This window comes from Micromonospora sp. WMMD1128 (assembly GCF_027497235.1).
In the GTDB taxonomy this organism is placed as follows: Bacteria; Actinomycetota; Actinomycetes; order Mycobacteriales; family Micromonosporaceae; genus Micromonospora.
This window is the reverse complement of record NZ_CP114902.1, coordinates 5,709,767-5,735,041: the sequence shown is the minus strand read 5'-3', so window position 1 is coordinate 5,735,041 and position 25,275 is coordinate 5,709,767. Positions and strand designations below refer to the sequence as shown.

The window sequence follows — 25,275 nt, the reverse complement described above, 5'->3', positions numbered from 1 at the left end:
ATGCGCGGATACGTCGGCCCGCCCGGAGCGCAGATCCACTACCGCACCGCCGGCACCGGTGGACCCGCCGTGGTGCTGTTCCACGAGTCGCCGCAGGCGTCGAACGTCTTCGCCCCGGCCCTGCCCGCCCTCGGCCGCACGCTGCGCGCGTTCGCCTTGGACACCCCCGGGTACGGGCTCTCCGACCCGCCCCGCGAGTCGCTTGACATCCCCGGCTACGCCCGCCTGCTGCTCGACGCCGTCGACGCCCTCGGAGTCACCGAGTTCGCCGTCGCCGGGCAGCACACCGGAGCCTCGCTGGCCCTGGCCGTCGCCCAGCTCGCCGGCCCCGACCGGGTCACCCACGCCATCCTGTCGGGGCTGGTGCTGGACCGGGCCGAGCGGGAACGCCTCGGCGCCTCCTGGGCGCCGGACAAGCCGATCGACCCGGCCGGACGGCACCTGGACGAGCTCTGGGCCCGCTACCTCGACATCTGGGAGGGGCCGCCGGAGCTGGTCAACCTCGCGGTGGCGAACATTGCCTCGGTCTTCGAGCGGTACAACTGGGCGTACCGGGCCGCGTTCGCCTACGACCCGACCGAGCCACTGCGCGCCCTGCCCTGCCCGGTGCTGCTGCTGACCGCCGCCCGCGACATGCTCGCCGACGGCGACGCGCTGGCGCAGGCGATCCGTCCCGACGCCGTCGCCGTGCGGCTGACCGACACCACCGGCCAACTGCCCTGGCGGGTGCCGGAGGAGTACGCCGCCGTGGTGTCGTCCTTCGTCACCACCGGCCGGGTCGGGCACGACCGGGCGGGCGCGCGATGAGCGGGGAGGCCGACCTGCTGGTGATCGGGGCCGGCACCGCCGGCCTGCCGTGCGCGATCGAGGCGGCGCGGGCCGGGCTCCGCGTCGAACTTGTCGACGGGGGCACCGACATCGGCGGCACGCTCAGCGTCTCGGCCGGGCACATGAGCGCCGCGGGCACCCGGCGGCAACGCCAGGCGGGTATCGACGACGACCCGGACCGGCACTACGCCGACGTGCTGCGCATCGGGCACCACCGCGGTGACCCGGCGCTGATCCGGCTGGCGGTCGACGAGGCCGCCGGTGTCGTGGACTGGCTCGACGAGCACGGTTTCCCGTTCGCCCCGGGCACACCTGTGGTCTATCACGGGCACTCCCCGTACTCCCGGCCCCGGACCTACTGGGGGACCGGGCACGGCCGGTCGATCCGGGAGACGCTGCGTCCGCTGCTGGACGAGCAGGTGGCCGCCGGCCGGGTCACCCTGCGGCTGCGCTCGCGCGCCACCCGGCTGACCAGCGCCGGCGGCGCGGTCACCGGTGCGTTCCTGGACACGCCCGAGGGCCCCCGCGAGGTCCGCGCCGGAGTCACGGTGCTGGCCTCCGGCGGGTACGGCGCCAACCCGGACCTGTTCCGTGAGCTGACCCCGGGCGGGCCCCGGCTGGTGACCAACGCGGTGCCGACCTCCACCGGCGCGGCGATCGAGATGGCCACGCCGTTGGGGGCCGAGGTCCGCTTCGCCGATCTGCACACCCCCCGGCTCGGCCTGCTCGAACGCCGCTCCCAGCCGGGGCGGGTGGACTTCTGGTCGGAGTTGGCGCACCTCGCGCCGGTCGAGCGCCCGCCCCGGGAGATCTGGGTCAACGCGGCCGGGCGCCGGTTCGTCGCCGAGGACCTCGACGACGTCACCGGGCACGAGCGGGCCGTGCAGGAGCAGCCGGGGGGCGAGTTCTGGATCGTCTGCGACTCGGCGGCCCTGGCGGCGGGGCCACCCCTGGTGCCGGCCTGGGGGGAGGAGCGGTTCCGGGCGGAGGCGCGGCGGGGGGACGTGGCCTGGGTCGCCGACGACCTGGCCGACCTGGCCCGTCGGGCGGGCATCGACGCGAACGGGCTCGTCGAGACGGTACGGGCGTACCACCTCGCGGTGCGGCAGGGGGTGGACCCGCTGGGCCGCCGGGCGCCCGCGTACCCCCTGGTCCGGCCGCCCTACTACGCCCTTCGCTCGGTGGCCGCGCTGCTGTGCAGTTTCGGCGGGCTGGACGTCGACACCGACCTGCGGGTCCGGCGGCCCGGTGGCGCGGTCGTGGCCGGGCTGCACGCCGTCGGTGAGGCCATCGGCATGGGGGCCACCAGCGGCGCGGCGTTCTGCGGGGGGATGGCGGTGACGCCGGCGCTGGCGTTCGGGCGGCTGCTCGGCCGGCGGCTGGGCGGACGGGCGTGACGGACGTCGAGCCTCCCTACCGTTCTGTGTATGCATGAACGTCCGAATGTGGGCGCGAATCTGAATCTGGCCGGAAGAAACCGCTGTTGACATCGAGTCCCGCCTGCCTGTTGTATACAACAACCACTTGGTGGCTGCTATGAGAGGTGTTCATGTCTAGCGATCTGCACCACGAGGGACCGCTGCACGGCGTACGCGTGGTCGAGTTCGGTTCCCTGCTCGCCGGGCCGTTCTGCAGCCAACTCCTGGCGGACTTCGGCGCCGAGGTCATCAAGTGCGAACCCCCGCGTCAGGGCGACCCGATGCGCGAGTGGGGCCAGGAGAAGCCGCACGGCAAGTCGCTGTGGTGGCCGATCGTGGCGCGCAACAAGAAGTCCATCACCGTCGACCTGCGCACCCCCGAGGGCCAGTCGGTGGCCCGGCGGCTGATCGCCCAGTGCGACGTGGTGGTGGAGAACTTCCGGCCCGGCACCATGCAGCGCTGGGGCCTGGGCTACGAGCAGATGTCCGAGGCCAACCCCGGGCTGGTCATGGTCCAGGTCTCCGGTTTCGGCCAGGACGGGCCCTACTCCGCCCGCCCCGGCTACGGCTCCGTCGGCGAGGCCATGGGTGGCCTGCGCTACGTCGTCGGCGACCCGCAGACGCCACCCAGCCGGGTCGGCATCAGCCTCGGCGACTCCCTGGCCGGCACCTTCGCCGCCCTGGGCGCCCTGATGGCGCTGCGGGTCCGCGACCGCACCGGCCGGGGCCAGAAGGTCGACTCGGCGATCTACGAGGCGGTGCTGGCGATGATGGAGTCGCTGCTGCCCGAGTACGCCCTGGCCGGTCACGTCCGCGAACGCACCGGCGCCATCCTGCCCAACATCGCCCCCTCGAACGTCTATCCCACCCGCGACGACGGACTGGTGCTCATCGCGGCCAACCAGGACACCGTCTTCCGGCGGCTGGCCGCGGCCATGGACATGGCCGAACTCGGCACCGACGAGCGCTTCGCCACCCACGCCGGCCGGGGCCGGCACCAGGTCGAGCTGGACGGCATCATCGCGAACTGGTCGGCGCAGCACGACACCGAGGAGCTGATGGCGGTGATGGTCAAGCACGACGTCCCGGTCGGCCGGGTCTACCGCGCCCCGGAGATGCTCGCGGACGAGCACTTCGCCGCCCGGGAGGCCATCGTCCGCGTCGCCCACCCCGAGTTCGGCGAGTTCCCCATGCAGAACGTGGTGCCGAGGCTGTCGGCGACCCCGGGGCGGATCAAGTGGGCCGGGCCGCAGCTCGGGGAACACACCGACGAGGTGCTCAGCGACATAGTCGGGCTGGAGACCGCCGAGATCGACGCGCTGCGTACCAGCGGCGTCATCTAGGGGCGGCCACGGTGGATGACCTCCAGGGCGACTACCGCAGGGCCGGCTTCGGCGGCGACCTGGGTCGCGGCTCGCGCCGGGCCCTGCTCCTGGTCGACCTCGTCCGCGCCTACCTCGACCCGGCCTCGCCGCTCTACGCCGGCGACACCGACCCGCCGGCCCTGCGGGCCTGCGCCACACTGCTCGACGCCGCGCGCCGCCACGGCGTGCCGGTGATCCACACCCGGGTGCAACTGAGCCCGGGCGGAGCGGACGGCGGTCTCTTCGCCCGCAAGGTGCCCGCCCTGCGGGTCTTCGAACAGGGCAGCGCATTCGCCGCCGCCCCGCCGGTCCTGGCCCCGGCCCCCGGCGAGACGGTGGTGACCAAGCAGTACGCCAGCGCCTTCTTCGGCACCAGCCTGGCCAGCACCCTGCGGGTTCTGGGGGTGGACGCCCTCGTCGTCGGTGGGGCCTCGACAAGCGGCTGCGTCCGGGCCAGCGCGGTGGACGCCCTGCAACACGGCTTCGTCCCCCTCGTCGTCGCCGAGGCGTGCCTGGACCGCGACCCGCGCCCGCACCAGGCCGCACTGTTCGACCTCGGCGCCAAGTACGCCGAGGTGCTGGCCCTGGACGAAGCCATGGCGCTGCTCGGACCGGGAGGTATGTGATGCGGGTCCTCGGCTACGCCCGACGGCGGTTGCTCTTCCTGCCGGTGGGGCTGCTCTCGGTCATCGTGCTGGCCTTCCTTCTGGTCAACGCGCTGCCGGGCAACCCGGTCGGGGTCATCGCCGGACCGGCCGCCGGCCCGGAGGAACTGGCCGCGATCGAGCGACGCCTCGGTCTGGACCGGCCCCTGTGGGAGCGGTTCGTCGACTACCTCGGCGGCCTGGTCCACGGCGACCTCGGATCGTCGTACTACACCGACCGGCCGATCCTGTCGGAGATCCTGCGCTTCGCCCCGGCCACCCTGGAGCTGGTGATCCTCTCGCTCATCGTGGCCGCGGTGCTCGGTGTGGGCCTGGGCACCCTGGGCGCGTACTACAAGGGCAGCCTGGCCGACCGGGGCTCCCGCTTCGTGGTCACCACGTTCCAGTCGATCCCCGACTTCTTCCTCGCCCTGCTGCTGATCTACCTCTGCTTCTATCTCGCCGGGTGGGCGCCGGCCCCGGTCGGCCGGCTCGGTCTGATGGACGAGCCGCCGCCGACGGTGACCGGGGCCCTGCTCGTCGACTCGCTGATCGCCGGTGACATGACGATCTTCCGTTCGGCGGTGGCGCACTCGATTCTGCCGGTGCTGACCCTGGGCATCTACTACTCGGCGTACTTCGCCCGCAGCACCTACGCCTCCCTGGTGCCCGCGTTGGAGTCCAAGCAGGTCGAGTTCGCCCGGGCCTGCGGCCTGTCCGAGCGGACCGTGCTGGCGTACGCCTTCCGGCAGGCCCGCACCCCGATCCTGACCTACGGCGGCATCCTGCTGGCTGCCCTGCTCGGCGGCGCGGCGATCATCGAGACCATCTTCTCGTGGGGTGGCTTCGGGGAGTGGGCGATCGACTCCATCCTCCAGCTCGACATGCCGGCCGTGCAGGGCTTCATCCTCGCCGCCGGCCTGGGAACCCTGTTGGCATTCACCGCACTGGACATCCTGGTCGCGGTGCTCGATCCGAGGGTGCGTTATGACTGAGACCCTGGCCGCCGACCCCACCACGGTCACCGCGCCGAAGCCCCGCAAGCCCCGCCGCGGTCGTCGACGCCTGCGCCTGTGGGTACCCACCGGCATCCTCGCCGGCATGTTGGCGGCGGCCTACCTCGCGCCGCTGCCGTACGATCCGGCGGAGCCGCTGCCCGACACCCTCGCCGCGCCCGACGGCGCGCACTGGATGGGCACCGACAAGTTCGGTATCGACGTCTTCAGCCGCCTGGTGGCCTCGGCCGGGGTGGACATCCCGCTGGCCCTCGCCGGCATGCTGATCTCGCTCGTGGTCGGCGTCATGCTCGGGCTGGCCGCCCTGCACCGGGGACCGTGGGGGGAGCGCGTGGTCCGCGCGCTCGACGTCTTCCAGGCGTTCCCCCTGTTGATCCTGGCCATCGCCCTGGTCGCCCTGATGGGCAACAACATCGAGAACGTCGTGGTGGCCATCGCCATCATCAACGTCCCGCGGTTCGTCCGGCTGGTCCGCAGCGAGGGGCTGACCATCCGGGAGAGCCGCTACGTCGAGGCCGCCCACGCCATCGGCGCGACCGGACCCCGGGTGATGTTCCGGCACGTGCTGCCGAACATGACCGGCATCATCCTGGCCCAGGCGTCGCTGGCGGTGGCCCACTCGATCGTGGTGATCGCCTCGCTGTCCTTCCTGGGCATCGGCATCAACGCCGCCGACGCCAGTTGGGGCGCGATGATCCAGACAGGAGCGCAGAACATGACGACCGGCCAGTGGTGGGTATCGGTCTTCCCCGGACTCGCCATCTTCCTGACCGTGCTCTGCTTCAACGCGATCAGCGACGAGTTGCAGGACTCCTTCGGCCGGGCGAGGCAGCGATGAGCGCCCCCGGCGCGGTCGCGGACCGGGAGCCCCGGCTGCTGGAGGTCAACGGCCTCACCACCCGCTTCGACACCCCCGACGGGCTGGTGCACGCGGTCAACGGCGTCGACTTCCACGTCGACCGGGCCGAGATCGTCGGCGTGGTCGGCGAGAGCGGGTGCGGCAAGTCGGTGACCATCCGGTCGATCCTCGGCCTGGTCCGCCCACCGGGGCGGGTGGTCGGGGGCACCGCCCGCTTCAACGGCGTCGACCTGCTCGGCCTGCGCGCGGCCGAACTGCGCCGGTTGCGCGGCGCCGAGATCGGCTTCATCGCGCAGAACCCGTTCAGCGCGCTGAATCCGGTGATGCGCATCCACCGGCAGTTCGCCAACATCCTCGCCGCACACGGCGTCCGCTCCGACTCCACCGCCCGGGACCGGGCCCGCGACGCGCTGGCCGACGTCGGCATCGCCGGCCCGGACCGGGTCCTCGACGGCTACGCCCACCAGCTCAGCGGCGGGATGGCCCAGCGCGTCGTCATCGCCATGGCCATGCTGCTCAACCCGGCCTTCGTCATCGCCGACGAGCCGACCACCGGCCTCGACCTGACCGTGCAGCGGCAGATCCTCGACCTCATCCGGGGCCTGGTCCAGGAGCACGGCCGCTCGATGCTGCTGGTCACCCACGACCTCGGGGTGGTGGCCCAGTACTGCGACCGGGTGGTCGTCATGTACGCCGGCAAGGTCATCGAACACGGCACGGTCCGTGACGTGCTCACCAGCCCGCAGCACCCGTACACGCAGGCGTTGGTCCGGGCCGTTCCCCGGCCGGGCCAGCCCTTGGTGCACCTCACCGGGCGGTTGCCGGATCTGGTCGACTATCCGGCCGGCTGCCCGTTCCGGGCCCGCTGCCCGCACGCCTTCGAGCCCTGCGGGCAGGTGTTCCCGGAGCCGACGACCACCGCCTCGGGCCGGACGTACTGGTGTCACCTGTCGCAGGAGAGGGAGGCGGTCCGGTGAGCCTGCTGGAGCTGACGAACGTCAGCAAGGAGTTCCCCGTCGGCGGGACCACCACGGTCTACGCCCTCGACGACGTGTCGCTGACCGTGAACGCCGGCGAGACGCTTGCCATCATCGGGGAGAGCGGCTCGGGCAAGTCGACGTTGGGGCGGCTGGCCCTGCGCCTGATCGAGCCGACCCGGGGCTCGGTGCGCTTCCAGGGCACCGACGTGCTCGCGCTGCCCGCGGCCGGGCTGCGCCGGCTGCGCGCCAAGGCGCAGATCATCTTCCAGGAGCCGTTCGAGTCCTTGAACCCGCGCATGCGGGTGGCCGACATCGTCGGCGAGCCACTCGCCATCCACCAGCCGAAGACCCCGGCGGCCGACCGCCGGAGCCGGGTCGCCCGGGTCATCGACCAGGTGGGGCTGGCACCCGAGATGGCCCGGCGCTACCCCGGTGAGCTCAGCGGTGGACAGCAGCAGCGGGTCGGCATCGCGCGGGCCATCGTCACCGAGCCGTCCCTGATCGTCCTCGACGAACCCACCTCCTCGCTCGACCTGTCGGTCCGCGCCCAGATCCTGCAACTCCTGGCCGACCTGCAGACCGAACTCGGCATGGGCTACCTGTTCATCTCCCACGACATCCACACCGTCCGCTACGTCAGCGACCGGATCGCGGTGATGTACCGGGGGCGGGTGGTGGAGACCGGCCCCTCGGAGCGGGTCTTCGCCGACCCGCAGCACCCCTACACGCGAGCCCTGCTGGCCGCGGCGCTGCCCGTGGACCCCGACCAGGAGCTGCCGCCGGCCCGCCTGATCGGCGACCCGCTGAGCCCGACGGAGAAGGCGAGCGGCTGCGTCCTCTACGGCCGGTGCCCGGTTGGGGAGGACCGATGTGTACAAACTGAGGTGCGACTGACCCCGTTCGACGCCGACCGCGCGGTGGCCTGCATCAAGCCGGGCGCACCCGGGAGCTGACCGGCCCGGCGGCCCGATGGCCGGGCCGGGCCGGTCGGAGCGGCGTGCCCCGGGGCGCTCAGAGCTCCGGGTTGTCGGACATGGCGGCCAGCAGCACCCGCCGGGCGGCCAGCACGTGCGCGCGCATCGTGCTCGACGCCCACTCGGCGTCGCGGGCACCGAGGGCCGCCACCAGGTCACGGTGGTGGGCCATGCTGCGGGCCAGCGCGTCCGGAGTGTAGAGGCGGAACGCCCGGACGACGAGCGGGACCTCCACCACCGCCGAGAGCAGGGAGGTCAACCGAGGGCTGCCGGCGGCGCCGATGACCAGACCGTGCAGCTCCGCGTTGAGGGTGGCGATGTCGTCCAGGTCCTGCGGGGTCATCCGTTGCGCCCGCTGCTCCATCTCGTCGCAGAGCAGGCTCAGCCTCGGCAGGCAGTCGGCGTCGATGCGCTGGGCGGCCAGGGCCGCGCCGTAGCTCTCCAGCCGGGCCCGGATCTCGTACGTGTCCTCCAGGTCGCTCAGCGACCACTCGGCCACCCGGGCCCCCCGGTTGGGCTGGAAGACGACGAGCCCCTCCGCGGTGAGCCGGCGCAGGGCCTCCCGGATCGGGGTCCGGCTGACTCCGAACTGCGAGGACAGCTCCACCTCGCCCAGCCGCTCCCGCGGGCGGATGGATCCGTTCAGGATCGCGCTCCGCAACGCCTCGTAGGCGTCCTGCCCGGCATTGGTCACCCGTGCCTCCGTGGTCTGAAGCGATGTCGCGGCCGGTGTCTTGCCGCCCGCCCGCCGGTCTGAGATTGTATACACATGATGGTGCGCGTGGTGGAAGTGTCCCCCCGGGACGGGTTGCAGAACGAGTCCGAGATCCTCCCGACAGCGAGCAAGATCGAGTTGATCCGGCGCTGCGTCGACGCCGGAGCCCGGCGGGTCGAGGCGGTGTCGTTCGTCCGCGCCGACCGGGTGCCCCAGATGGCCGACGCGGAAGCCGTCATGGCCGAGGTGCCGCGCCGCAGCGACGTATCGTACATCGGTCTGGTGCTCAACCGGCGCGGCCTCGACCGTGCCCTCGCCGCCGGGGTGGACGAGGTGAACTGCGTCGTGGTCGCCACCGAGACGTTCAGCCGGCGCAACCAGGGCGCCTCCGTCGACACCATGGTCCAGGCGTGGTCCGAGATCGCCACCGCCGCCCACGCCGCCGGCCGCCGGGCCAGCGTCACCGTCGCCGCCGCGTTCGGCTGCCCCTTCGAGGGCGACGTCGCCCCGTCGACCGTCGGCGAGCTCGTCGCCCGGCTGGCCGAGGGCGAGCCGGACGAGATCGCCCTCGCCGACACCATCGGTGTCGGAGTCCCCGCCCAGGTGCGGCACCTGGTGGCCGCAGCCGGCGCGGCGGCGCCCGGAGTGCCGCTGCGCCTGCACCTGCACGACACCCGCAACACCGCCATCGCCAACGCCCTGGCGGCGGTCGAGGCCGGCGTGAGCGTCCTCGACGCGAGCGTCGGCGGCATCGGTGGCTGCCCCTTCGCCCCGGCGGCCACCGGCAACGTCGCCACCGAGGACCTGGTCTACGCCCTGCACCGCTCCGGCCACCAGACCGGCCTCGACCCCCGCGGGCTGATCGAGACGGCGGCCTGGATCGGTGACCGGCTCGGCAAGGCCAGCCTGCCGGGCGCCCTCGGCCGGGCCGGCTGGTTCCCGGGCGAGCCGGCCTGAGACCACCGGGACACCGTGCCCGCCCATCGTTCGTCCACCGTAGACGGACCGCATCGGCAGGCCAGGTCAGGTCGTCGGCCGCTCGTCCTCGGGGGTCACCAGGACCATCCGGCGACGCCGGGCAGCGAGGAACAACGCACCTCCGACCGCCAGCGCCGCGACGCCGATCCCGCCGATCAGCCCGGCCTGCGGCCCGGTGACCGGCAACCCGCCGCCACCGTCACCGCCGCCACCACCGTCACCGCCGCCGACGCCACCATCGCCACCGCCACCGCCGCTCTTCGCGGCCAGCACCACGGCGAACCCGTCCCGGTTGTCGCTGTGGTCCACGTCGGCCACCCGTACGGCGACGGCGTTCGCCGGCAACTCGGCCCGCGCAGGCTCGGAGCGGTCGTTCGTCGCCCGCTCGGCGAGGCCCTCCACCTGCACGGTTCCGCCCCGCAACGTCGCCGGAGCGGTGGCGGATGCCGCAGTCGTCACCAGGTTGTACAGCTCGACCGCCGAGTAGATCGCGTCCTTCGGATCGGTGTCCTCGGCAGCCGGAACGAGGGTGAGGCCCGCGTAGGTGCAGACCGCCGAGCGCCCGGCGTCGGCCACCACACACTGGGTCGGCGGCCTGGTGAAGGTCACGCCCTTGGGCAGGCGCAGCGTGACCCGTACCCCGCGGACCGCCTTCCGGCCCTGGTTGGCGACGGTGTGCCACACCGCACCCGTCTCACCCGGGTTCAGCGTCCCGGTGGGCCGGGGCCGGCCGTCGGCGCCGAGCCGCACCGACTGCTTCACGTCCCGGGCGACCAACGAGAGGTCGGCACGGGGCTCGTCGACAAGCGTCAACGGGAACCACCTGGTGTTGTCAGCCGGATTCGCGTCCTTCTCCGGCCTGATGCTGACCGAGGCTTCGAACCTGCCCTCGTAGGGTCCCGCACCCCCGAACACATTCGCGTCGATGGGAACGTCGACGGTCTCACCCGGCCCCGGAATCAGCTCCGGCGACAGTCGGCAGTAGAACCCACCGAAGTCGCCGTCGCACTCGCCCACACCACCCCCTGAATGCCAGAGCAGGGCGACCGGCAGTGGGTCCGGGCCCTCCTGCGGCTGGCGGACATTGACGACGACGTCGCCGGGGGTCTCGTCCCCCAGGTTGCTGATCTTCAGATAGACGACTTTCTTGGCAACGCCCAGCGGGATCCTGGTCCCGGAGGCGTCGACCGCGAGGTCCGGACCCCTCTTCGCCGCCTCGGCGGGGCCGGCGGGGATCGTCACCCCGGCGAGGAGAAGCAGTGTGGCGGCGACAGTTCCCGGCCGCCGCCGACGACCAACGCTCATGGCATGACCCTTCAGGACGCGCGGACGGTGTGGTGCAGAACACTATCGGCATTTGGCTTCCACGGGTGTCGATCCTTTGTCAATGGCCGAGGAAAGCTCATTGACGGAGTGAGTCTTCACTCCGTACCTTGGTGGGCATGACTGAGACGCCCGGCCGGCGCAGAGCGCCGGGGATGAACGCGCAGGATCGACGCGAGATGATCGTGGCAGCGGCGCTGCCACTACTGGTCGAGCACGGCTCCGCGGTGACCACCCTGCAGATCGCGAAAGCGGCCGGGATCGGTGAGGCCACAGTCTTTCGGGCCTTCGCCGACAAGGATGAGCTGTTGGACGCCTGTGTGTCGGCGGCCCTGCGTAACGACCTCGTGCTGGCCGAACTCGACGCGGTGCCGCTGGACCAGCCCCTGGCTGCCAGGTTGACCGAGGCCGCCGCGACCCTGCATGCCTACCTGGATCGGATGGGCGCGGTGATCGGGGCGCTGCACGGCAGCGGTCGCCGAGGTGAGCGTCGCGGGCCGGCCGACAACAGCGCGACCGGCGGTCGGGCGGCGGCGGTCGAGCGCACCCGCCAGGCGGTGATTCGACTGCTCGAACCCGACCGGGCCGCGCTGCGACTGCCTGTCGAACAGCTCGCCGCCCTGTTCCTCGGCATTCTCATGGGCCGGCGAGGGGAGCACGGCGGCGCGGAGACTCCGGTCGAGACGCTTGTCGACGTGTTCCTGCACGGCGTGGTCGATCCGGCGTCGGATGCCACATGAGCCGCAGCCACCTCGGGGCCGGCGGGGTGGTGCTCAGCGCGTAGGGCCGCCGTGGTGGTCGAGTTTGGCGCGGAGCGTGCCGGCGAAGCCCTCCGCCATGGCGAGTTGGTCACGCAGGGCGGTGACGCGGGTGGTGGCGGCGGTGTGGAACGCGGCGAGCCGGTCGAGCAGTTCGGCGCGGTCGGCGCCGGTGGTGGTGTCGAGGGCGTCGAGGACGGTGAGGAGGGCGCGCATCTCGTCGAGGGTGAACCCGAGAGGCTTCATGCGTTTGACGACGGCGAGTCGGTCGAGATCGGGCTCGGTGTAGAGGCGGAAGCCGCCCTCGCTGCGGGCGGAGGGGACGATCAGGCCGGCCTCCTCGTAGTGGCGGATGGTGCGGATGCTCAGCCCGACCCGTTCGGCGGCCTCGCCGATCTGCATGAGGCGGCCGGAGGCGTGCGGCTCCGGCCCGGCGCCCCGGCTGTCGGCGGGGGCCATCAGTGGCCGACGCCGAGCTGCCCGGCGAGGGTGTCGTGGATGCGGGCGCTGGGCTGGTTCAGCTCGACGATCTCCACGGTCTTGCCCCGGGCGGCGTACCTGGTGGTGATCGCGTCCAGGGCGGCCACGGAGGAGGCGTCCCAGACGTGGGCGTGGGTCATGTCGATCACCACGTTCTCCGGGTCGTTCGCGTAGTCGAACTGGCCGACCAGGTCGTTGCTGGAGGCGAAGAACAACTCCCCGTGCACGGAGTAGATCCGGGTGCCGCCGTCGGGATCCAGGACGCTGGTGACCTCGACCAGGTGGGCGACCCGCCGGGCGAAGATCACCATGGCGGTGAGCACACCGACGACGACGCCGATGGCGAGGTTGTGGGTGGCCAGGGTGGTGGCGACGGTGGCCACCATGACGGTCGTCTCGCCGTACGGCATCCGCCTGAGGGTGGCCGGGGCGACGGAGTGCCAGTCGAACGTCGACACCGCCACGATGATCATGACGGCGACCAGGGCGGCCATCGGGATCACCGCGACCACATCGCCGAGCGCGACGACCAGGACCAGCAGGAACACGCCGGCCAGGAACGTCGACAGGCGGGTGCGGGCGCCGGACGCCTTCACGTTGATCATCGTCTGCCCGATCATGGCGCAGCCGCCCATGCCGCCGAAGAACCCGGTGACGATGTTCGCCACACCCTGCCCCCAGGACTCACGGGTCTTGCTGGACGGAGTGTCGGTGATGTCGTCGACGAGCTTCGCGGTCATCAGCGACTCCATCAACCCGACCAGCGCGATCCCCAGGGCGTAGGGGGCGATCAGGGTGAGGGTGTCCATGGTCCAGGGGATCTCAGGCAGGCCCAGGGTGGGCAGGCTGTTCGGCAGCGCGCCCTCGTCGCCGACGGTGGGCACCGCCACGTGCGCGGCCACCGTGACCACGGTCAGCACCACGATCGCGACCAGCGGCGCCGGCACGGCGCGGGTGAGCCGGGGCAGCCCGACCATGATCGCCAGCGCGACGACGACGAGCGGGTAGACCAGCCACGGCACGCCGAGCAGGTGCGGGACCTGGGCGGCGAAGATCAGGATCGCCAGGGCGTTGACGAAGCCGACCATGACACTGCGCGGGATGAACCGCATCAGCCTCGCGACGCCGAGCACCGCCAGCAGCACCTGGATCGCGCCGCCGAGGATCACCGCCGCGATCAGGTAGTCCAGCCCGTACTCCTTCGCGAGTGGCGCCACCACCAGGGCGATCGCTCCGGTCGCGGCGGAGATCATCGCCGGTCGGCCGCCGCAGATCGCGATCGTGACCGCCATCGTGAACGAGGCGAACAGTCCCACCCGCGGGTCGACCCCGGCCAGGATCGAGAACGAGATCGCCTCCGGGATCAGGGCCAGGGCGACGACCAGGCCGGCGAGGACCTCGGTGCGGAACACCTTCGGCGACAGCCAGGACGGACGGGACAGACGCGGCCGGGAGACCGCGGACAGCACAGAAGACATACAGCCATTTCCACTCGGGGCGTCACGCGGACGCGCACAGTTCCATCCCGCGCCGACGGGGCGCGGCTACGACGACCAGCGACAGTCGGACCTGCCGGGCCGGGGACCCCGCCACCTGGACCCGTCGGGGTCGCCGCAGGAACCACCGGGCGACGCCGGGATGACAGGTGCCGACCCTACTCTTCCGTCAGGGGAGATTTCCCCGTACGTGGTGATCATCACGATGGCCTTGCCCGGATACCCGGCGTTATCCGGCTCCGGCCGCCCGTAGGTCGGCGATGAGCCGGTCGAGCAGCCGTTCCTCCATCACCGCTCGGCCGGTACGCCGCATCGACTCGCCCAGCGACTCGTCCCACGGCGTCCGGGCGGGCGCGCCGAGCAGAGCCGTGCCGGTGCCCGCCGCCGGCAGGTAGTCAGCCGCGGTCATCCGCCACGGAACCGCGCCCGGATAACGCTGAAGAGCGGCCCCCGTCAGTCGTACGCCGGTCCAGTCGAAGTCGTTGCGCCACCGGATCACCGCTGCCCGAGCAGCGCGCAGCAGCGTGTGCACGGCGACCGACGGCACCCCTTCGGTGCAGATCAGCGGCGGGGCCTGGGCGCCGAGCGCGGCGGTGGCCGCGCGCAGCACGGCGGGGTTCTCGCAGACGTGGACCTCGTCGCAGGCCAGGGCCAGCGGTGCCAGGCGCAGTTGGTGCAGGGTGACCCGGATCGGCACGCCGGCCCGCGCGGCCTCGGTCAGCCACCGCCCGACCAGCCCGCCGCTGGCCGGTACGTTGAGCACCAGCACCTGGCTGGCCAGGTCGTCCGGGACCAGACCGACCGATTCCCACAACGCCCGTTCCCGCTCACCGTCGACCGGGAGCGCCGCCTGCTGCCAGGTGGCGACGGCACGGAGGACGAGCCCGCGCAGCGGCCCGTCGGTGAGGGCCTTCGTGTCCGCCAGCACCCGGTCGGCGAAGACCGGTATCGGCTCGTCGGCCGCGGGCAGCGCGTCCAGGACGCGGATCACGTCCCCGAACGGCAGTCCGGTGCGGACGACGCGGGTCAGGGTGCCGTCGCGGCGCAGGCCGTCGAGCCATTCGGCGTACCAGGCGGTGCCGGCGTGCCGGCCGTCGTCGGCCACGGCGAGGACGGCGTCGCGGGCCACCGCCTCGCGTCTGCGGTCGGACGGCCGGTCGCGCAGCGGGGCCGTCGTGGTGAGCACGTCGACCAGGCCGACCCCGTACGCGGCGTGCAGGTGCTCGTCCAGGTCGCTGAGCCGGACGCTGAGGCGGGCCGCCGCGGCGGAGCGGTGGGTGCCGGTGATGCCGATGACCACCAGGCGTTCGTCGTCGGTGGGGGCGGCGAGCGTCACGGTGGCGTCGAGCCGGCCGCCGGTGCGTTCCAGGCTGCGCCGGGCGGCCGTCAGCAACCGACGCCAGCCGGGCTGATCGACGAGATCCGCCGGACTTCCCGGCCGGCGCCGCCCGGTCGGCGCCGGCGACGGGTGCGCGGCGGAGCGGTCCGGCGGCTGCTCGCCGCGCCCGACGGTCATCAGTCCGTGAGGTCGAGCAGGACGCCGGCCCGGTCGGTATCGCCCGGGCCGCCGGGGGCGCGGCGGGTCTCCGGGGAGCCGAGCGCACGGGCCAGGGTGCCGTCGAAGTCGGCGATGTTGGTGGTGCCGTCCCAGACCAGCAGCACGGTGGACACGGCGTGCTCCACGGCGGAGTGCGACAGGTCGTAGTGGGCGGCGCCGCTGACCGCCGGGTGGGTGGCCCAGAGGTCGTAGCCGGTCATGAACAGGTCCAGGTCGAACTGTTTCGCCAGCGCCATCAGCTCGCCCCGGCCGGTGTCGTCCACGCCGGCGAACGCCTCGTCGAGGCCGAGCAACCGGGGTGCGTCGGGTCGCGCCGAGCCGAACAGCGCGTTGGCGGCGGCGAACAGCGGCAGGTGCAGGGAAACCGACTGTTCACCACCGGAGAGCTGGCTGTGCCGGGCCCGGGTCAGCGCCTCCGTGCCGCCGCCGGGCCGGTGCAGGGTGAACGCGAACGTCCGCCACTGCCGGTAGTCGAGGACGTCACCGAGCAGTTCCCGGTACGGCCGTTCGGGCGCGGCGGCCCGCGCCGTCTTGATCCGCGCGGCGAAGTGCCGGCGCATGGTGGTGAGCTGGGCCGGACCGAGCCGGGCCGGGTCGCGTTCGAGGAGCTTGCACACGTCGCGTTGCTCGGCGTCGAGGTCGTCGGCGAGCCGCCAGCCGACACCGACGGTGAGCCCCGAGGACATGCGCCGGGCGCGCATCTGGCTGTCCATCGCCGCCACCAGGTCGCGGGCCTCGATGGTCCGGTGGTGGATCTGCCGGGCGAGCTGCCCGAGCAGGGCGTCCTCAAGCACCCGCTGCTCGGAGTCGGTAAGCAGTTGCTCCTGGTCGCGACGTTCGCGGGCGATCCGGTCGGCGAAGTGGGCGACGGGGGTGAGGCCCTGCTCGTCGGCGACTCGGACCACGATCACCCCGTCGTCGGTGTCCCACTCGGGCCGGTGGTCGAGGCCGGCGGCGGGAAGTTGCGCCTGCAGCTCGGTGAGCGCGCTGGTGAGCCGGGTGGCGCTCTGCTTCAGCGAGGTCTCGGTGGGGCTCAGCTCCCGGGTGGCGGCGAGGATCGCCTCGTGCAGGGCCGCCACCCGCGGATGCAGCTCGTCGTCCGGGGTCTGCGCCGGCCAGCGCAGGTCGGTGGGGCAGCGCAGCAGGCCCAGCAGGTCCGGTTGGGCGTACGGGCGCAGCCGGTGGGCGTCGTGCTGCGCCTCGGCGACGGCCCCGACCAGGGCCTGCTCACCCAGCTCCACCCGGGTCAGCGCGGCGACCCGCCGCTCCCGGGCGGTGCCGAGAGCGGTGCGGGCCCGCTCGACGGACTGCTCCGCCTCCACGATCGCGTCGGCGGTCCGGGCCACGTCGGCCAGCACCCGTTCCGCGTCGGCGCCCACGCTGTCGCGCAACGTCCGGTACGCCTCCGCCTTCTCCTGGTGCCGTGCGCGGGCGGTGCGTGCGGTCTCCGCCGCGCCGGAGACCCGGTCGACCGCCTCGTCGTGCCGCTGCCGGGCCTGGTCCTCCTGCTCGGCGGCGCGCGCGGCGGCCGTCCGCGCGCCCTCCAGGCGTACCCCACGCTTCTCGAAGCGGCTCAGCGCCTCGGCGGTGTCGTCGAGCCGGTCGACCGGCAGCGACCGCTCGGCCGCGCTCCGCCGCAGCGCGGCCGCGGCGGCGGCCTGCTCGGCCAGGGCCTGGTCGAGGCGGGCGGCGGCGACCTCGCTGGCCTCCTGCCGGGCGCGCAGCGTCGCGGCGGCCCGGTCCAGCTCGCGCAGCGCCGCGTGGACCGGCGCGAGGGCCGGGAGTTGCGCGGCGGCGGCGTCCACCGCCGCCAACAGCGATTCGACTGACGCGCGGTCGCGGTCCACCGTGTCGAGGTCGGCGTCGACGGCGGTGAGCACCCGCTCGCACTCGGCGACCCGGACGGCGCGTCGGGTGGCCCGGGCGGTCGCGCCGATGTACTCGCAGGAGGTCTTGGCGAACCGGCCGGCGGCGATGCCCTGGGCGTACCGGCCGTCCACGCCGACAGTGACCGGCGAGGCGTCGGACGTGGTCACGTCGGCCAGCGCCACCGACGTGAGCACCTCGGTGATCCGCGCGGCGGGCACGTCGTCCTGCACCTCGGGGGCCAGCACGTCGGCGAGGGTGGCCCCGGTGGGCCGCCGGTGCGGCGGCAGCGGCAGCAGGTAGCCGTCGAGGTCGTCGCCGGCCAGCGCGGTCGTCGCCGTCCCCGGGTCGGGGTGCAGCCAGGCGTCCAGCAGCCCGGCCGCGTGCAGTGCCGCCTCGACGGCCGCCGCGTCCGCGCCGGTCACCGCGTCGGCGAACCGGACCAACCGCCACAGCGGCGCGCCGGGACGCCCGGCGCGCGGCGCCGGCCGGGTCACCGGGACGGGTGGCGCGTCGTCGTGCTCGGCGGCGATCCGGTCCCGCTCGGCGGCCACCTCCGCCCGCCGGTCGGCAAGCGCCGCGCGCTGCGCCGCCAACGCCGCGAGCCGGTCCCGCCGCTGGGCCACCGCGCTGGCCGTGGCCTCGGCGTACACCTCGCGCAAGGTCCGTGCTCCCGGCTCGCCGGTGGTGTCCACGGCGGCAACCAGCGCGGCGGCCAGGTCCGGGCGCGCGACGTCGGCCAGCAGCCCGGCGTTGCTCCGCGCCCACTGATCGAGCTGGTCGCGCAGCCCGGCGCGGGCCTGCGTGACGGCGTCCTCGGCGCGCCGCTCCGCCTGCTCGGCGTCCGCGGCGGCGGCCGTGGCGCCGGCCGCGTCGGCGGCGGCGCGGGAATGGTCCCGGTCGGCCTGGTCGTGCCGCGCCACCTGCGCGCGGACGGCGCGCACGTCGTCGCGGCGGGCGGCGGCCCGCGCGGTCATCCGGGCCGCCAGGTCGTCCGCGCCGGCGTCGTCGGCGCCCCACACGACCCCGGCCGCCTCGGCGTCGAGCAGCAGATCGGCGGCGAGCCGGTCGGCCGCCGCCCGCGTGTCCCGGGCCGCGACCGTGGCCCGTTCCGATTCGGTACGCCGCCGAGCCGCCGCGCTCTCCTCGGCGACGACGGCCTCGTCGGCCCGCCCGGCCGCCTCGGCCAGGTCGTGCACGTGCCGTTGCAGGTCGGCGAGCTGCTCGTGGGACTGGTATGCCGCCGAGGACTTCAGGCTGTCCAGGTGGGCGCGGAGCCGTCCGGGCTCGCCCTCGACAGCCCGTAGCCCCGCATCCGCCGCGGACTCCGCCTCCGCCGCCGCGTCGGCCGCGCCACGGGCGTCGTCGAGTGCGGTCGACCGGGTGGCGACCGCGTCGCGGCGGGCGGTCAGGGCGTCGGCGGCGGCCCGCGCGTGGGTGCGCAGGTAGGTCGAGTAGACCGTCAGGAACGCGACCGTGGCGCCGTCCGCCGCCACCAGCCCTTCGAGGGTACGGGCGACCGCCTCCATGTCGTCGAACGAGCGGGCTGCCTCCACCAGCAGGTGGTCCTCGACCGGACGCAGTCCCCGTTGCAGCGTGCGGGACAGCTCGACCGGGTTCAGGTCCTTGGCCAACTGCGGCTTGCGCAGGGTCAGCACCAGATCCAGCAACTGCTCGTAGCGGGCCGGGCCGAGGCCGAACAGCCGGGCGTCGACGAGCTGGCGGTAGTCCTCCGCGGAGTCCCGCACCGCGTCGGCGCCCAGCCGGTCGATCAGGTCGCGGCGGGTCAGCGGCCGGTCGTCGGCGTCCAGCAGGGAGAAGTCCACCCCCACCCGGCCGTCGACCACGAAGTGCCAGCGGGTGACCCGGTCGACGTGCCGGTGCGCCCGCAACCCGATGCCGACGGTCACGTGCTGCTCACCGTCGCCGAACTCCATCCACACGTACGCGTGGGTGACCTCCTGCCCCCGGTAGAGCAGGTTCGACTTCATCGTCCGGTCCTCGCTGGCGAACGGATTGAGCCGGCGCGGTTCGATCCGCCCGTCGAGGACGAACGGGAACAGCACCTCCAGCGCCTTGGTCTTGCCGGACCCGTTGGGCCCGCGCAGCACCAGCCACCCGTCGACGAAGCTGAACTCCTCGTCCCGGTAGTCCCACAGGTTGATGATCCCGGCCCGGGTGGGGGCGAACCGGCGGACGGTACGTTGCTCGATCACGATCGACTACCTCAGAACAGGGTTTCGGTGGCGGCGCGGGGCTTGACCGTGGCGACGGTGTGGCGATAGCGGCCGACCAGCGGCCGGACGACCACCCCGCCCGGCACGGCGGTGACCGCGCCGAACCGCTCCAGCAGCGCGACCGCCTCGACCCGCAGCCGCTCCGGGTCGGCGTGCCACTGGGCGCCGAACGCGGTCCCGTACCGCTGAAGGATCTCCCCGACGGCGGTGCGCAGGAAACTGTCGGTGATGAACGGCAACCGGCCGGCGCCGTCGGCCTCGTCGTGGTCACCCCGGTCCTCGGCGGTCCACGGCTCGCCCGGACCGGCGTCGTCCAGGCGGATCAGGGTGGCCGTGGGCAGCCCGGCGTCGATATGGCCCGACAGCGCCTGCTGCCGGGCCTGACCGTCGGGCGGGGCCAGCCGCTTGACCCGACGGCCGTCGGGATCCGCCACCCGGTCGGCCATCTCCACCCCCAGCAACACCGCGGCCTGCGCCACCGAGCCGGTGCCCGGGAACCGCTCCCCGGTGAACCCGGCGGTGTCCACCAGCAGCACGCCCTCCGCCCGCCGTTCCACCCGCAGCCCGGTCAGCCGGGCCAGGTCGGTGGCGAGCGCCGGGCCGCGCAGATGGTTGGCGACCGCCGGCTCGACATCGGCGTGGTAGACGACAGGCGACTCCACCACCGCCCGCCGGGCCGCCTGGGCCGCCTGCCGTCGCTCGGCATTGCCGCTGCTGCCCACCGCCCGGCCCAGCAGCGCCGACACCGACTCGACGTGCTGGAGCACCCGGGGCGGCCGGAACAGCGCGAACACCACGTCCCGCGCCACGTCGTACAACGCCTCCCCGGCCCCCGGGTCACTCGCCCAGGCGGCGCTGGAGCCGTCGGCCAGCCGCAGCACACCCCGCTCCTCCAGCCAGCCGACCGCGTCCACGAACGCCCGCCGGTCCGGGCCGTGGTCCGGATCCAACCCCAGGCCGGAGATCCGGTTGGCGTCCGCGGCCACCGAGTCGGCCAACTCGCTGAGAGTGATCTGGATCCCGGCCCGACCCAACACCGCCAGGCACAACGACAGGTACGCGTAGCGCTGCCGGTCGAACGGCCGCCCGGTGCGCGACACCGCCGGCTGGCTGCCGTCGAGCCGGTCCTTCGTGCGGACCAGCCGGGCCGTGGCACCGTGCAGCTCCAGCCGGTACCCGAACGCCTCGGCGAGATCCCGGCGCAGGGTGGCGGAGAACCGCCGTACCCGGGGCAACGCCCGCTCGTCGGGCCAGGTCGCCGTGATCAGCGGGTGACGCAGGACCAGCCGGACCGCCCGCTGGTAGTCCGCCAACTCGAACTCCGGGACGTCGACGGCGACCCGGTGCGCCGCCGGTCGCGGCGCGCCGGCCTCCACGGTCACGCCGGCACCAGGTCGGGACGGCGGACCGCGGTGTGCTGCGCTGCGGTGACCGTCAACGCGTACCCGTCCAGATGCAGCCGGCCCTCGGCGGTGCGCACCGTGGTGAACCGGCCCGGCGTCGGGGTGAGGGTCAGCCGGACGCCGTGCGCGGCGGCCGCCAGCGGCACCCCGGCCCGGCCACCCACCCGGGCAGCCAGCGCGATGTCCAGCAGGCGCAGCAGGACCTGGGTCTGCGACCCGTCCAACCGGTGGTCGTCCACGCCCTCGGCGGCCAGCGCCGTCGCCGCGTCGGCCCACCGGCGCTCCCGGGCGAGCTGATCGCCGCGCAACCGGTGCCGCCGCTCGTCGACCCGGTCCAGCCGGGCCGGCCGCCCCCGGCCCTGACCCGGTGCCCGGCCGGTGGTCACCAGGGTGCGGGACAGCTCCACCGCCGGCGCTTCCCACCACGACAGCCGGCTCGCGATCGCCTCCGGATCCGGGTGCGCCACCCCGACATGGCGCGGCGCGCCGAGGCCGAACACGACATCGAACAGGGCGTGCGCGCCCTCCTGCGTGCCGGTCCGGGTGAACCAGGCGGCCAGGTGCCGCAACTGCGACTCCCGGCTCACCCCACCGCGCCGCGCCTCGGTGACCCGGCGCAGCAGAGCCAGGACGTCACCGATCGCGGCGATGGTGGCGTCCGACAACCGGTCCGCCTCGCTTGGTTGCTCCGGGCCCGGCGGCGCCAACCAGGACCGCAGCCCCGCCCAGCGCCGCCGCCAGTCCTCCAACCGCTGCACCGGGGTGTGGAACAGCCGCTCGTCGGCCTCGGCGGCGGCCTCGATCAGCCGGTCCAGGCCGGTCGCCTCGACCTCGTGCACCGCCGCGCGCAGCCGAGGCGTGTAGCGCTGCAACTCGTCGTGGAAGTCCCGCAGGTGAGCCAGCAGGGCGTCCTTGTGCGCGAGGAACACCTCCGGCCGCACGTCGTTGGTCCGCCCCAGGTCACCAAGCATGTGGTAGAAACGCGCCGCCCGCTCGGCGATGTCGGCCAACGCCCGGTCCAGCCGGTTGAACTTGCGGTAGACCTCCTCGGCGTCCCCGGCCTCGTTGGCCACCGCGAGCGCGTCGAGGTCAGCCAGGAGGTCGGCGAAGACCAGCCGGGACAGCGTCGAGTCGGCCATGCTCGCCGACAACACCGCCTCCACCGCCCGGTGCGCCCGGTATCCGGCCTCGGTGAACTGGTACACCGAGTGCCGGTTGCGGTACTCCGCGAGCGTGGTGGCCCGGGAACCGTCCTGCCCCCGGTCGAGCACCCCCCACTCCACCAGGGCGTCGAGCAGCCGCGGCAACTCCAGCCCCGCCGGATCCGGGCAGTCCGCGTCCGCCTCGTGCAACGTCGCCAGCGCCGCGGCCACGTCGGAGGTGTGCAGCACCACGTGGTAACTGGACCGGGCCGAATCGAACGCCCGCAGCAGCCACAGGTAGGCGAACCGGTTCTCCGCCGTCACGTAACCGAACAGTCGCATCCGGTCGTCGAGCGCGAAATCGTCCAGCCCGAACGTCGGTCGGGATGGCTGCGCCGTCATCATCTACCTCCCACCGGGCGCGGACAGCCTCCCACCCTACTCAGGAGAGCCGACACGGCGGCCGGACGCGCGAGGGATCGGCGGCGGCCTGTCCCGTGGTCGTGATCGGCACCCTCGCGGCGGAATCTGTCACTCGCGGGTCAGCCCCGGTGGCAGCGCGTCCTCGTCGGGTCGGACCCGGCGGGCGTTGGCCACCGGGTCGCGTTCGAGACTGTCGATCAGTTGTTCCGGGCCACCGACACAGGTCCAGGTGTCGTCCCAGAGGGCGGAGACCAGCCATGACCGGTCGGCGGGGAAGAACAGGTCGGGTAGCGCGCCGTGCGCGTGGCGCATGTGACCGCCGGCGCGCCAGGTGAGGGCCGCCTCGGGTCCGGCCTCGACCAGCACGTACGGCCAGTTCCAGTAGAGGAACACCCGCGGGGCGTGGGGAAGGACGACGTCGTGGGCGCCGGTGTCGAGATAGGCCAGCCACCAGGGCTGGTCGGGGGTGTGCGTGAGGAGAACCTCGACCAGGGCCCGCTCGTAGGCGGCGGCGGTGACGTCGTCGGCCTGGTACGTGGTGGCGTAGGCGTCGAAGATCGGCGGGATGGCGGTGGTGATCGAGACGCCGGCAGTGGTGTGACCGGCGATCCAATCCACGTCGGCGGCGCTGCCGATGCGCCAGTCCCGCCTGTCCCGGTCAACCCGCACCTAGCCATTCAAGCCGCTGCGATGAAGGGTTGGCGCGAAAATCGGGTCTCGCGGGGACCCACCGGCATGGCTGCCGGCGCAGCCACCGCCGAGCTGCTGCACCCACCCGGCGCCCTACAGTTGGCATCTGATGGACGCCGTGTGGAAGATCGCCGTGGGTGCCACCGTCGGTATGCTCGTGGTGTGGCTGGCGCTGATCGCGGCGTTGCTGTCGGCCGGGCGGCGCCATGCGCGCCCAGACCTCGGTGAGATGCTGCGGCTGCTGCCGGACCTGCTGCGCCTGCTGAAACGCCTGGCCGGCGACAAGAGCCTGCCGGGCGGGGTGCGGGTGCGGCTGTGGTTCGCCGCGGTGGGCGCCGCATCTGGGCTGAGCTCGGCGCTGCTGGGTTCGGTGGGGCCGTTGACGGCGCCCTTCTTCCTCGCTACGGGCTGACGCGGGCGGCGTACATCGGCACCGAGGCGGCCGGTGCCCTGACGATGCACCTGTCGAAGATCGCCGCCTACGGTGCGGGGCGTGGCGAGGGATCAGGTGCGAGGTGGGCCCGGGGTCACGGTGGGCCGCTATCGATCTTGCTGATGTGTGCGGTGTGCGATTCTCCAGCGGAGGTCACCCGGGTCGACCTGTGCCGCTTCGCTCGGCCCCCGCGACGGCCGGCAGCGGCACGGCGGTGACCGCCAGGCGCTGCCCGCCCAGCTGGATGTCCGCCCGCGGATGCGCCCGGAGGTTGCGGTACCAGTCGGACCGGGCGCCGAAGCCGGCGGCCACCACGTAGCCCTCGGTGGACGGGTCGACCACCTCGACCACGGTGTGCCCGAGCCGGCCGGTGCGCCGGCCGACGTGCTCGATCAGCACGAACCGGCGGCCGAGCAGCCGGCCCAGGTGGGCGCGGTAGAGCAGGATGGGCAGCCGGAACAGGCCGTGGGGCGGTGCGGGAGCGGCGAGCCGTCTCATCGGGCCGTTCCGACCGGCTCGGCGGAAGAGGTGACAACGCTGCTGCTCGACGTCGCCAGCGCGGGGCGCAGTAGGGCCGGCACGCCCGGCAGCGCGGCCGCGGCGAACGCGGCGGCCCGCACCGACAGCCGCCATCCGGTGTTGGGGACCAGCCAGTGCGCGGTTCGCCGGCCGGCTCGCTGCTTGGCCCGGACGAACGGCCGCATCCGTTTCTCGTACCGGTCCATCGCCGCCGGCACCCCACCGCCCCGCCGCAGCTCCTCAGCCAGTACGTAGGCGCCGCCCATCGCCATCGCGGCGCCCTGGCCAGCCATCAGCGATACGGCCTGGCACGCGTCGCCGACCAGGGTCACCGGCCCGCGATTCCAGCCCGCCATCTCGATCTGCGCCACCTGGTCGTAGTACAGCTCGGCACCCGTAGGGCAGTGGGCGAGCGCCCGGTCGGCCAGCTCGCCGAGGCCGACGTAGGTGGACCGGATGGTCGCCGCCGGTTCCGCCGGCAGCGCCGGTTGCGGCGACCGGTGCACCAGCCAGGCGGCGAGCCGCCGGTCGTCGATCGGGTACAGGCCGAGCTGGCGGTTCGGTACGGCAACCGCCAGGAACCGGTCGCCGATCTGGTCCCGCAGCTGCGGATCGGTGAAAACGTAGGAGGCGGTGTGGTACCCGATATAGCGCAGGTACGGTTCCTCCGGGCCGAACACGAGTCGCCGTACCCGGGAATGGATCCCGTCCGCGCCGATCAGCAGGTCCGCCCGCTGCTGCGTGTCGTCGCTCAGCGTCACGTCGACACCGTGGATGTCCGGGCGGACCGCGTCGATCGTGGTCCCGTACCGGATCGGCACCCGGTCGCCCAACGAGTCGTGCAGCACCCGTTCCAGGTGGCCGCGCATGATCGTGGCGATCCGGCCCCGGAACGCCACGTCGAAGGACTGGTAGCGCAGCTTGCCCCGGCCGTGTCCATCGGGGTCGACGTACTCGATGGCCTTCGCTCTGGTCTGGGCGCGGCGGAGCGCGGGGACCAGCCCCATGCGCTCGGCCACGTCATAGCCGGAGCCGAAGAAGTCGATCAGATAGCCCTCGTGGCGAAGCCCGGCCGCCCGCTCGACCAGGGTGACCTGCCAACCGTCCCGCTCGAGCCACCAGGCCGCGGTCAACCCGGCGATGCCGGCTCCACAGATGATTGCCCGCATTT

Annotated in this window: 22 protein-coding genes; 11 read left to right on the top strand and 11 right to left on the bottom strand. The window is 73.4% G+C overall.

What is annotated here, in order from left to right; translation table 11 throughout:
* The 8 genes from O7602_RS25685 to O7602_RS25650 all read left to right on the top strand — a co-directional run bounded on the left by O7602_RS25685 (window position 1) and on the right by O7602_RS25650 (window position 8,062).
* Entirely contained in the window at window positions 1-807 is an 807-nt protein-coding gene (locus O7602_RS25685; RefSeq protein ID WP_281585176.1) for an alpha/beta hydrolase, read from the top strand.
* On the top strand, window positions 804-2,225 hold the full coding sequence (locus O7602_RS25680; protein ID WP_281585175.1) for an FAD-dependent oxidoreductase: 1,422 nt from the start codon (window positions 804-806) through the stop codon (window positions 2,223-2,225). The genes O7602_RS25685 and O7602_RS25680 overlap by 4 nt, the downstream gene beginning before the upstream one ends.
* A gap of 152 nt (window positions 2,226-2,377) precedes the next feature.
* Entirely contained in the window at window positions 2,378-3,589 is a 1,212-nt protein-coding gene (locus O7602_RS25675; RefSeq protein WP_281585174.1) for a CoA transferase, read from the top strand.
* 11 nt (window positions 3,590-3,600) lie between these two features.
* Window positions 3,601-4,236, top strand: coding sequence for an isochorismatase family protein (locus O7602_RS25670; protein ID WP_281585173.1), 636 nt, complete (start codon window positions 3,601-3,603; stop codon window positions 4,234-4,236).
* A complete protein-coding gene (locus O7602_RS25665) occupies window positions 4,236-5,249 on the top strand; it encodes an ABC transporter permease (protein ID WP_281585172.1) in 1,014 nt (337 codons plus the stop codon). The genes O7602_RS25670 and O7602_RS25665 overlap by 1 nt, the downstream gene beginning before the upstream one ends.
* Window positions 5,242-6,108 carry an ABC transporter permease gene (locus O7602_RS25660; RefSeq protein ID WP_281585171.1) on the top strand — a complete coding sequence of 289 codons (867 nt, stop codon included), beginning with the start codon at window positions 5,242-5,244 and terminating at the stop codon, window positions 6,106-6,108. The genes O7602_RS25665 and O7602_RS25660 overlap by 8 nt, the downstream gene beginning before the upstream one ends.
* Window positions 6,105-7,106: an ABC transporter ATP-binding protein gene (locus tag O7602_RS25655; RefSeq protein ID WP_281585170.1), complete on the top strand. Its 1,002-nt coding sequence runs from the start codon at window positions 6,105-6,107 to the stop codon at window positions 7,104-7,106. Before O7602_RS25660 ends, O7602_RS25655 begins: the two co-directional genes overlap by 4 nt.
* Complete coding sequence (locus O7602_RS25650) at window positions 7,103-8,062, top strand: oligopeptide/dipeptide ABC transporter ATP-binding protein (RefSeq protein WP_281585169.1); 960 nt, start codon at window positions 7,103-7,105, stop codon at window positions 8,060-8,062. Before O7602_RS25655 ends, O7602_RS25650 begins: the two co-directional genes overlap by 4 nt.
* Window positions 8,063-8,120: 58 nt before the next feature.
* On the opposite strand, the gene O7602_RS25645 is transcribed toward O7602_RS25650, so the two are convergent.
* Window positions 8,121-8,777, bottom strand: a complete 657-nt coding sequence (locus O7602_RS25645) for a GntR family transcriptional regulator (RefSeq protein ID WP_281585168.1) — start codon at window positions 8,775-8,777, stop codon at window positions 8,121-8,123.
* 78 nt (window positions 8,778-8,855) lie between these two features.
* Between O7602_RS25645 and O7602_RS25640 the strand changes: the two genes are divergently transcribed.
* A complete protein-coding gene (locus tag O7602_RS25640) occupies window positions 8,856-9,755 on the top strand; it encodes a hydroxymethylglutaryl-CoA lyase (RefSeq protein WP_281590520.1) in 900 nt (299 codons plus the stop codon).
* A gap of 66 nt (window positions 9,756-9,821) precedes the next feature.
* Here the strand turns inward: O7602_RS25640 and O7602_RS25635 are convergent, their stop codons facing one another.
* Window positions 9,822-11,081, bottom strand: a complete 1,260-nt coding sequence (locus O7602_RS25635) for a hypothetical protein (RefSeq protein ID WP_281585167.1) — start codon at window positions 11,079-11,081, stop codon at window positions 9,822-9,824.
* Between the two features lie 137 nt (window positions 11,082-11,218).
* Between O7602_RS25635 and O7602_RS25630 the strand changes: the two genes are divergently transcribed.
* Window positions 11,219-11,839, top strand: a complete 621-nt coding sequence (locus O7602_RS25630) for a TetR/AcrR family transcriptional regulator (RefSeq protein WP_281585166.1) — start codon at window positions 11,219-11,221, stop codon at window positions 11,837-11,839.
* A 33-nt stretch (window positions 11,840-11,872) separates the two neighbouring features.
* Here the strand turns inward: O7602_RS25630 and O7602_RS25625 are convergent, their stop codons facing one another.
* From O7602_RS25625 to O7602_RS25595, 7 genes are all read right to left on the bottom strand, one after another.
* The gene (locus O7602_RS25625; protein ID WP_281585165.1) at window positions 11,873-12,316 is read right to left on the bottom strand and encodes a MerR family transcriptional regulator; all 444 of its coding nucleotides are present in this window, start codon (window positions 12,314-12,316) and stop codon (window positions 11,873-11,875) included.
* A complete protein-coding gene (locus O7602_RS25620; protein ID WP_281585164.1) occupies window positions 12,316-13,815 on the bottom strand; it encodes a SulP family inorganic anion transporter in 1,500 nt (499 codons plus the stop codon). The genes O7602_RS25625 and O7602_RS25620 overlap by 1 nt, the downstream gene beginning before the upstream one ends.
* A gap of 247 nt (window positions 13,816-14,062) precedes the next feature.
* On the bottom strand, window positions 14,063-15,349 hold the full coding sequence (locus O7602_RS25615; RefSeq protein ID WP_281585163.1) for a TIGR02679 family protein: 1,287 nt from the start codon (window positions 15,347-15,349) through the stop codon (window positions 14,063-14,065).
* Window positions 15,349-19,473: a TIGR02680 family protein gene (locus O7602_RS25610; protein WP_281585162.1), complete on the bottom strand. Its 4,125-nt coding sequence runs from the start codon at window positions 19,471-19,473 to the stop codon at window positions 15,349-15,351. Before O7602_RS25610 ends, O7602_RS25615 begins: the two co-directional genes overlap by 1 nt.
* A gap of 11 nt (window positions 19,474-19,484) precedes the next feature.
* On the bottom strand, window positions 19,485-20,876 hold the full coding sequence (locus tag O7602_RS25605) for a TIGR02678 family protein (RefSeq protein WP_281585161.1): 1,392 nt from the start codon (window positions 20,874-20,876) through the stop codon (window positions 19,485-19,487).
* Window positions 20,873-22,444 (bottom strand): TIGR02677 family protein, encoded by a 1,572-nt coding sequence (locus O7602_RS25600; RefSeq protein WP_281585160.1) that lies wholly within the window; start codon window positions 22,442-22,444, stop codon window positions 20,873-20,875. Before O7602_RS25600 ends, O7602_RS25605 begins: the two co-directional genes overlap by 4 nt.
* A gap of 126 nt (window positions 22,445-22,570) precedes the next feature.
* Entirely contained in the window at window positions 22,571-23,131 is a 561-nt protein-coding gene (locus O7602_RS25595) for a hypothetical protein (protein ID WP_281585159.1), read from the bottom strand.
* 130 nt (window positions 23,132-23,261) lie between these two features.
* Between O7602_RS25595 and O7602_RS25590 the strand changes: the two genes are divergently transcribed.
* Entirely contained in the window at window positions 23,262-23,564 is a 303-nt protein-coding gene (locus O7602_RS25590; protein ID WP_281585158.1) for a hypothetical protein, read from the top strand.
* 174 nt (window positions 23,565-23,738) lie between these two features.
* On the opposite strand, the gene O7602_RS25585 is transcribed toward O7602_RS25590, so the two are convergent.
* Both O7602_RS25585 and O7602_RS25580 read right to left on the bottom strand, forming a co-directional pair.
* Window positions 23,739-24,083 (bottom strand): nitroreductase family deazaflavin-dependent oxidoreductase, encoded by a 345-nt coding sequence (locus tag O7602_RS25585; RefSeq protein ID WP_281585157.1) that lies wholly within the window; start codon window positions 24,081-24,083, stop codon window positions 23,739-23,741.
* A complete protein-coding gene (locus O7602_RS25580) occupies window positions 24,080-25,273 on the bottom strand; it encodes an FAD-dependent oxidoreductase (RefSeq protein WP_281585156.1) in 1,194 nt (397 codons plus the stop codon). The genes O7602_RS25585 and O7602_RS25580 overlap by 4 nt, the downstream gene beginning before the upstream one ends.
* Between the last annotated feature and the right edge of the window lie 2 nt (window positions 25,274-25,275).